The organism is Brevundimonas sp., assembly GCF_036402095.1.
Lineage (GTDB): Bacteria > Pseudomonadota > Alphaproteobacteria > Caulobacterales > Caulobacteraceae > Brevundimonas.
This window is the reverse complement of sequence record NZ_DASWTO010000040.1, coordinates 1-2,368: the sequence shown is the minus strand read 5'-3', so window position 1 is coordinate 2,368 and position 2,368 is coordinate 1. Positions and strand designations below refer to the sequence as shown.

Below are 2,368 nucleotides of genomic sequence, written 5' to 3'. Positions count from 1 at the left end.
GGCGCGGTGCACGGTGGGGCGGCCGCGGCGGACGTCGTCGTCGTCCATGCACGGCAGGTCGTCGTGGACCAGGCTGTAGGCGTGGACGCATTCGAGGGCGCAGGCGGCGCGCAGCACCGGCCGCTCCTCGATGTCGAACAGATTGGCCGCCTCGAGCGCGAAGAACGGCCGCAGCCGCTTGCCGGGGCCGAGCGCCGCGTAGCGCATGGCTTCGGTCAGGCGCGATTCGGGACCGTCGGCGCGCGGCAGCAACTCATCGAGGGCGACGGTGACGAGGTCGGCGGTCTCGGCCACCCGGTCGATGACGCCCTGCTCCGGCGAATTGGCGGCGAGAACGGTCAGAACAGCCTCCCGCCCACGGGGACGTCGCGGTCAACGCCGACCAGCACAACCTCGCCCGCGGCGTCGGGGAAGCCGAGGGTCAGGACCTCGGACATGAAGGGGCCGATCTGGCGCGGCGGGAAGTTGACCACGGCCGCGACCTTGCGCCCGACCAGCTGGTCCGGTGTGTAGTGGACGGTGATCTGGGCCGAGGACTTCTTCACGCCGATTTCGGGCCCGAAGTCGATGGCGAGTCGGTAGGCCGGCTTGCGGGCCTGCGGGAAGGGGTCGGCGGTGACGACCTGCCCGACGCGGATGTCGACCCTGAGGAAGTCGTCGAAGGTGATGGTCGGCGCGACGCCCTCATGGGCGGGGCCGGACATCAGTCGAACCCGGCCGGTTCGACGCCCTTCGCCTGGCCATCGGCGCCGACGACGATCTTCTCGACGCGGAGCTGGGCGGCCTTGAGCCGGTCCTCGCAATGGGCCTTGAGGCGCGCGCCCTCCTCATACAGGGCGATGGACTCCTCGAGCGGGGCCTGGCCGGACTCGAGACGGGAGACGATCTGTTCGAGGCGCTGCAGGGCGTCCTCGAAGCTGAGATCGGCGGGAAGGGCGGTGGCGTCGGTCATCGCGGCGACCCTAGAGGGGGGCGCTTCCGGCCTCAAGTACGCCGTTCGTAGCGGCGCTGGGACCAGTATTTGAAGCCCTGGTTGTGGACCAGCTTCCAGCCGTCGGCCTTCAGCCGCTTGCCGACCATATGGTTGAAATAGCCGTGGGCGAGGACCAGCACGTCCTGGCCCGACTCGGCGCGGGCGATCAGGGCCTGGGCCGCCTGCTCGGCGCGAACCTCGGCCTGGGCGCGGGTCTCCTGGCCCTCGTGGTGGTTGAAGGCGTGCCACCAGACGCGGGCCACGGCGCCCCAGTATTTCGGCGGCAGCTTGAACCATTTCGGGAAGCGCGGCGGCGGCAGCGGGGCCTCGATGAACAGGGCGTCCGACATCACCTCGCGGCCGGCGGCGATGGCGGCGGCGGTTTCCTGGGCGCGGGGGCGGGTCGAGGCGTAGATGGCTCCGGCCCCCTCGGCCGTGGCCAGCAGTTCGGGCGGCGGGGTCTGGCCGGCGCGCAGGCCGCCGACCTCGTACTGGGCCCACCAGTCGCGGTACTGGTCGGAGGTCAGCAGGCATTTGCGCGACAGGGCCGGCTCGCCGTGGCGGGCGAGGATGATGGCGCCGGGCCGGACGGAGACGAGCGACGCCGGACGCGGGACGGGCGCGGGGGCGGGATGATCTGCGGAGGGGTCTCGGGCGGGAGCTGACATGAGCGACGGGCGGAAAAGCGTGTTGCGATCCGGCCCCCTAGTCCTCCCCCAAAGCCTGGACATGGGCGACCGCCGAGCGGCCGAGCCCTTCGAGGTCGTAGCCGCCCTCGAGCGAGGAAACAACCTTGCCGGCGCAGCACGATCGCGCGACCTCGACGACGGCGCGGGTGGCCCAGGCGAAATCCTCGGCCTCGAGGCTCTGGTGGGCGAGCGGATCGCGGCGGTGGGCGTCGAAGCCGGCGGAGATCAGGACCAGGTCCGGGCGGAAGGATTCGAGCGCGGGCATCAGGGCGCCCGAGAAGGCCGCGCGCCAGGCCTCGCGGGCGGCGTGCGGCGGAACCGGGGCGTTGACGATATTGCCGACGCCGGTCTCGGACGCCGCGCCGGTGCCGGGATAGAGGGGCGACTGGTGGATCGAGCCGAGGAACAGGCTGTCGTCGGCCTCGAAGGCGGCCTGGGTGCCGTTGCCGTGGTGGACGTCGAAGTCGACCACGGCGACGCGGGCCATGCCCTCGGACTGGGCCACGCGGGCGGCGACGGCGACGTTGGAGAACAGGCAGAAGCCCATCGCCCGGTCCGGCTCGGCGTGGTGGCCGGGCGGGCGCACGGCGGCGAAGGCGCGCCGCACCTCGCCGCCCACCACCGCGTCGCAGCAGCGCAGCACCGCGCCCGTCGCCAGCAAGGCGATGTCACAGCTCTCGCGGCCGACGGGCGTGTCGCCCAGGTC

5 protein-coding genes are annotated in these 2,368 nt (G+C 72.4%); all 5 read right to left on the bottom strand.

Annotation, left to right across the window (positions count from 1 at the left end; all coding sequences use genetic code 11):
- The coding region (locus tag VGD32_RS03320; protein WP_331030481.1) for a polyprenyl synthetase family protein at positions 1-303 on the bottom strand (303 nt) is incomplete at its 3' end.
- A gap of 35 nt (positions 304-338) precedes the next feature.
- On the bottom strand, positions 339-704 hold the full coding sequence (locus tag VGD32_RS03315; RefSeq protein WP_331030480.1) for a tRNA-binding protein: 366 nt from the start codon (positions 702-704) through the stop codon (positions 339-341).
- Complete coding sequence (locus tag VGD32_RS03310) at positions 704-952, bottom strand: exodeoxyribonuclease VII small subunit (protein WP_331030479.1); 249 nt, start codon at positions 950-952, stop codon at positions 704-706. Before VGD32_RS03310 ends, VGD32_RS03315 begins: the two co-directional genes overlap by 1 nt.
- A gap of 32 nt (positions 953-984) precedes the next feature.
- Positions 985-1,641, bottom strand: coding sequence for a histidine phosphatase family protein (locus VGD32_RS03305; protein ID WP_331030478.1), 657 nt, complete (start codon positions 1,639-1,641; stop codon positions 985-987).
- Between the two features lie 37 nt (positions 1,642-1,678).
- Positions 1,679-2,368 (bottom strand): histone deacetylase family protein (locus tag VGD32_RS03300; RefSeq protein ID WP_331030477.1); only part of this gene is annotated, 690 nt, incomplete at its 5' end.